A 5,568-nucleotide genomic window follows, 5' to 3' on the forward strand; every position below is an offset into this window, starting at 1 on the left:
GCTTGTTCCAGGCGGCTCGTTCACGCGCACGCGGCTACCGGAACGAGGCCAACTTCATCGCCATGATCTACCTGATTGGCAGCCCGGTGGGGCGCCTGTTCGATCAGGCCAAATCCACGTGAAGTGACGAAGACCCCAAAAAACACTGAAGGCGTGGAAGGATGAGTACGGTGCAGACACCATCGAGGGATGGCTGGTGAGAACGGAAGATTAACAGGGGTTTAGCCCTGTCGTCCGGGAATATGGTAGGCAGGGCTGCTTTCGGCCGAGGCTGTGTGAAAACGCTCGGAGAGTCTCTCCACGATCAAAAATTGATCAAAACCGGTGCTCTTTCGCGAATTCTAAGGAGGTTGCATGGAAAAATCACTCTAGATTTCGCGTATAAGCGCCTTTTTCAGATAAGCCCAAAAGTTTTCACACAGCCTCGGCCAGAAGCGGACATCAACATGCAGCATCATACGTCACTAGGTAGCGTTAACAATTACTAATTTTTAAGTGCCTGATGTAGCATGACGGGATTTGGATGACGAATGCCCCGACTGATGCTGCGTGATGACCAGTGGGAGAAACTTGAGCCTCTCCTTCCTAGCAAAGTGACCGACTGTGGTGTGACCGCCAAAGACAACCGCCTCTTTATTGAAGCTGTCCTCTGGATCGCTCGCACCGGGGCTCCTTGGCGTGACCTGCCTGCCTCCTTCGGTCGCTGGCATACCGTCTACATGCGATACAACCGCTGGTCAAAAAAAGGCGTTTGGCAGCAGGTTGCCGACACGTTGGCCGATGATCCTGATCTGGAGCAGTTGATGATTGACGGCAGCATCGTCAGGGTTCATCAGCACGGGGCTTCAAAAAAATGGCACAGAGCGCCGAAGCCATGGGCAAGTCTCGAGGAGGCTTGAGCACCAAGATACACGCGGCTGTTGATGCCTTGGGCAACCCTGTCAGGCTGATTCTCACCCCAGGACAAGCCTCAGAATACGGTGCGGCTCCGGCGTTGCTTGAAGGCTTTGCCCCGAACGCTGTACTGGGTGACAAAGGGTACGACTCAACTGCGCTGAGAGACACCATCCGAGCGGTGGGTGCCGAGCCAGTGATTCCACCGAGAAAGAACCGCTTGGCGCCCATCGAGGTAGACTGGCACAGCTATAAAGATCGCAACCTTGTCGAGAGGTTTTTCCAAAAAATCAAACAGTTCAGGCGTATCTCAACGCGCTATGAGCGACTGGCAAGAAATTATCAGTCGCTACTCTGCCTCGTATCGGCCATCGTTTGGCTGGCCTAATTGTTAACGCTCCCTAGGCATCGTGCTGCTGGCCATGTTCATGGTCCCTGAGCTCGGTTGGACAGAAGGCGTCTACCAGGCGCTTTTCTATACCGTCTCCGCGTTCAACAACGCAGGATTCGCCTTGTCTGCCGACAGCCTGTCGGCTTATGTCAGCCACCCGGGTATCAGCCTCTCCATCACGGCCCTCTTCATTACTGGCGGCCTTGGCTACATCGTGGTCATGGAACTTGTCGAGAAACGGCGATGGTCACTGCTCTCGGTGTATGTGAAGGTCATTGTCCTGACGACTCTGGCGCTCAACGTGATCGCCGTGTTGGCCATCCTGATACTCGAATATGACAACCCAGGCACACTGGGTGCCCTGGAAGGGGGATGGAACAAGCTGCTGGCGGCCTGGTTTCAAGGTGTCACGCCCAGAACGGCGGGGTTCAACACCCTGGATATCAGCGCCTTGACCGCTGGTAGCACCGTCCTGATGCTGCTGCTGATGTTCATTGGGGGAGCCCCCAACTCGACCGCCAGCGGAATCAAGATTTCGACCTTCTTCATCCTGCTCACCGCCACTCGCTCGTTTCTCAAGGGCAACCTGGCCGTCAATTTCTTCGGCAGGTCATTGAGCCGAGAGTCGCTGCTGAAGGCACTGGCCACTGCGACGACAGGTATGGCCACCATCTTCATAGCCGTGTGGATGCTGGCGATCCTCGTGGAAGATGACTTCCTAAATATTGCCTTCGAAGTAGTATCGGCGTTCGGTACCGTGGGCTTGTCGCGAGGTACCACGAGCGAACTCGGCACGGGCGGTCAATTGGTGATCATGGCTGTCATGCTGATCGGGCGCCTGGGCCCCCTGACGTTGGGATACACCCTGACGGTTCGCCGCAAATCCCATGTGCAATACGCCACCACCGAGTTCCCCGTCGGATAACCACTGGAAGCTTCTGCAAGTATGACGCCTGACGGTTGCCGAACACCACCGGTAGCATTTTTTACAGATTTTTTAGGAAGCCCTGTGGTGCCATGCACGTCTGTCGCTGATGCCAGACGAGAGACACGATTCGAGTCGGGGAGGCCACCATGCATGCAAGCGGGCTTCGAGAACAGTGGTTCCACTGGGCACCGATCTTCAAGGTGCTCGCCGTGCTGTGGCTGGTCCTCGCTGTCTTCATGGCGATCCCCTGGCTGGTGCTGCTCATCGAGGAGGAGCCCGATGCGCAGGCCTTCGCCTTCTCGATCGCCATCGTGCTGGTGGCGGTGGCCATCACCTTGCTGGCCACGCTGCGGGTCACGGTCGAACTCAAGCCATGGCAGATGTTCCTGGTGACCACCCTCAGCTGGGTCACCATCAGCACCTTCGCCAGCCTCCCGCTGGTCCTCGGTGCCCCGCAGCTCACCTTCACCAATGCGGTGTTCGAGTCGGTCTCGGCCATCACCACCACTGGCTCGACGGTGCTGGTGGGCATCGAGGAGCTCTCCGACGGCCTCAAGCTGTGGCGTGGCATCATGCAGTGGCTGGGAGGTATCGGCATCATCGTCATGGGCATCGCGATCTTGCCCTTCCTCAAGGTAGGCGGCATGCGCCTGTTCCATACCGAGTCATCCGACTGGTCCGACAAGGTGATGCCGCGCACCGGCGGTATCGCCAAGGCGACACTCTCGGTCTACGTGGGGTTCACCCTGCTGGCCATGCTGGCCTATTGGCTGGGCGGCATGACGCCGCTGGACGCCATCGTGCACGCCATGACCTCGCTGGCCACCGGCGGCTTCGCCAACTCCGACGCCTCCTTCGGCGCCTACTCCGCTCAGCCCCACCTGTTGTGGCTGGGCTCGCTGTTCATGCTGATGGGTGCGGTGCCCTTCGTGCTCTACATCCGCTTCCTGCGTGGCTCGCGCCTGGCGCTGTGGCGTGACCAGCAGGTCCAGGGGCTGCTGGTGCTGCTAGCCAGCGTCTCCCTGGGCCTGGCGCTGTGGCGCATGTGGCAGGGAACGGCCCCCTTCGAGGCCCTGACCCATGCCACCTTCAACGTGGTGTCCGTGGTGACCACCACCGGCTACGCCTCGGAAGATTACACCGCCTGGGGGTCCATGGCGGTGGTGGCGTTCTTCTACCTCACCTTCGTGGGCGGCTGCAGCGGCTCAACCAGCGGCGGCATGAAGATCTTTCGATTCCAGGTGGCGACCATCCTGCTGCGCAACCAGCTACGCTACCTGATCCACGCCAGCGGCGTGTTTCCCAATCGCTACAACGGCCAACCGCTGACCGACGAGATCACCCGCGGCGTGGTGGCCTTCTCGTTCTTCTTCTTCCTGACCATCGCGGCCCTGGCCCTGGCGCTATCGATGATGGGGCTGGACATCGTCACAGCGTTGTCGGGGGCCGCCACCGCACTGGCCAACGTCGGCCCGGGACTGGGCGACACCATCGGCCCGGCCGGCAACTTCACCACCCTGCCCGATGCGGCCAAGTGGCTGCTGTGCGTTGGCATGCTACTGGGTAGGCTGGAGATCCTGACGGTACTGGTCCTTCTGACTCCGATGTTCTGGCGGCGATAGGTGCTTCATGACGACGTCACATCTCGACTCCCTTCCGGATCCCACGGCTGACGGCGACGAACCGCCTGTCGACCACGCTCCGGTACGTCTGCTGGTCGCCCTCGGCGGCGGCCCCGGCGACCCGGCGCTGATCCGCACCGCCAAGCGTATCGCCACCCGCGACGGCGTCCACTGGTGCGCCGTCTATGTAGAACGCGACAGCGACAACCAGCGACGGCTGGGGCTGGAGCGGGCGTTTGCCCAGGTGCAGCGGCTGGGCGGGGAGATTCGCATGATCTCCGGCCACGACCGGGCGCACGAGCTGGTGGCACTGGCCAACGAGCTCAAGATCGCCACGCTGCTGATCGGGCACGGACGCCCCTCGGGGTGGCGGGTCTGGCGGCACCCCCTGGCCGAGCGCCTGGCGCGTCTGGGCGGCCCCTTCGACCTGATGGTAGTGGCCGAGGCGCGACAGCGTCCTCGCTTTCGTCCGCGCCGCCATTATCGCCAGTGGCGCTGGCACGAGGTCGCCACCGCCCTGGGGGCATCAATGACGGCGCTAGGGGTCGCGGGCGCCCTTACCTCCTGGCTGGCACTGGGCAACCTCTCGTTGGTGTTCCTCGCCGGCGTGCTGGCCAGCGCCACCCTGGCCGGCACTCGCTCCGCCATGCTCACCGCCCTGCTGGGCTTCGTCGGCTTCAATTTCTTCCTGACCGAGCCCCGCTACACCCTGGCCATGGTGGAGAAAGAGCAATTGGTCACGGTGGTGGTCTACCTGTTGGTGGCCGTGGTGGTGGGCCAGCTGGCGGGCAATGCCCGACAACGCCTGCTCGCGCTGCGGGCCAGCCGCGAGCAGACCTACCAGTTGCTCGACTTCTCCCGCCGCCTGGCAGTGGCCACCGACCGCGCCCAGGTCGAGGAGGTGGGGGTCACCACCCTGATGCGCTGGCTCGGCTGCCCGGTGGTGATGCTCGACGTCAGCGAGGGGCAGGATGCTCCCAGAGTGACCTGCGCCGCGCCCGGCTCAGCCATGCTGGATGCGGGTGCCGCCTCGGCGGTGGCCTGGAGCCGCCTGCACCACCGCCCCAGCGGCAAGGGGACCGACCAGCCCATGGAGACCGACTGGCAGATCATCCCGCTGCGGGAGAAGGAGCGCCTGGTGGCACTGATTGGCCTGGCTCTGGGCCAACGAGACGTGGCGGCGGCGCCGGGCGAAGAGGACCGCATCGATGCCATGCTGCGCCTGCTGACGCTGGCCCTGGAGCGCACCCGGCTGGTGGCCGACCTGGAGGTGTCACGCCTCTCGGAGGAGAACGAGCGCCTGCGTTCGGCGCTGCTCTCCTCGGTCTCCCATGACCTCAGGACCCCGCTCGCCTCGATCATCGGCGCCGCCAGCACCCTGCGCGACCTGTCCGAGCAGCTCGACGAGGCCGACCGCGGCGAGTTGCTCGACGGCATCCTCGGCGAGAGCGAACGGCTCGACCGTTACATCCAGAACCTGCTCGACATGACCCGGCTCGGCCAGGGCGGCCTCAAGCTGGAGCGCGACTGGATCTCGCTGGAGGAACTGGTGGCCAGCGCCCTGCGACGCCTGACGCCCGCTCTGAAGGGGCTCAGAGTCGAGCGCCAGTGGCCGGACGACCTGCCACTGCTGCATGTGCATCCGGCGCTGATCGAGCAGGCACTGGTCAACGTCATCGAGAACGCCGCGCGCTTCTCGCCCCCCGGGGGAAGGTTGCGGCTGGAGGCTGGCA

The 5,568-nt window shown here is 62.7% G+C and carries 3 protein-coding genes and 2 pseudogenes; all 5 read left to right on the plus strand.

Translation table 11 applies throughout. The features are described from left to right. Positions 1-136 precede the first annotated feature (136 nt). Positions 137-214, plus strand: a pseudogene (locus SCI24_RS21590) (H-NS histone); the annotation flags it as partial. Positions 215-542: 328 nt separating this feature from the next. Beyond that, positions 543-1,282, plus strand: a pseudogene (locus SCI24_RS20585) (IS5 family transposase). Between the two features lie 22 nt (positions 1,283-1,304). Next, on the plus strand, positions 1,305-2,210 hold the full coding sequence (locus tag SCI24_RS20590) for a TrkH family potassium uptake protein (protein WP_318727150.1): 906 nt from the start codon (positions 1,305-1,307) through the stop codon (positions 2,208-2,210). 149 nt (positions 2,211-2,359) lie between these two features. Continuing rightward, positions 2,360-3,835 (plus strand): Trk system potassium transporter TrkI, encoded by a 1,476-nt coding sequence (gene trkI, locus SCI24_RS20595; protein WP_318727151.1) that lies wholly within the window; start codon positions 2,360-2,362, stop codon positions 3,833-3,835. 7 nt (positions 3,836-3,842) lie between these two features. Then, the coding region (locus SCI24_RS20600) for a DUF4118 domain-containing protein (protein WP_318727152.1) at positions 3,843-5,568 on the plus strand (1,726 nt) is incomplete at its 3' end.

Origin of the sequence: Halomonas sp. (assembly GCF_033549285.1) — a bacterium.
Taxonomy (GTDB): domain Bacteria; phylum Pseudomonadota; class Gammaproteobacteria; order Pseudomonadales; family Halomonadaceae; genus Halomonas.

Excerpts from the sequence above, each read along its gene's own strand:
- trkI (WP_318727151.1), top strand. The coding sequence starts at position 2,360 with ATGCATGCAAGCGGGCTTCGAGAACAGTGGTTCCACTGGGCACCGATC.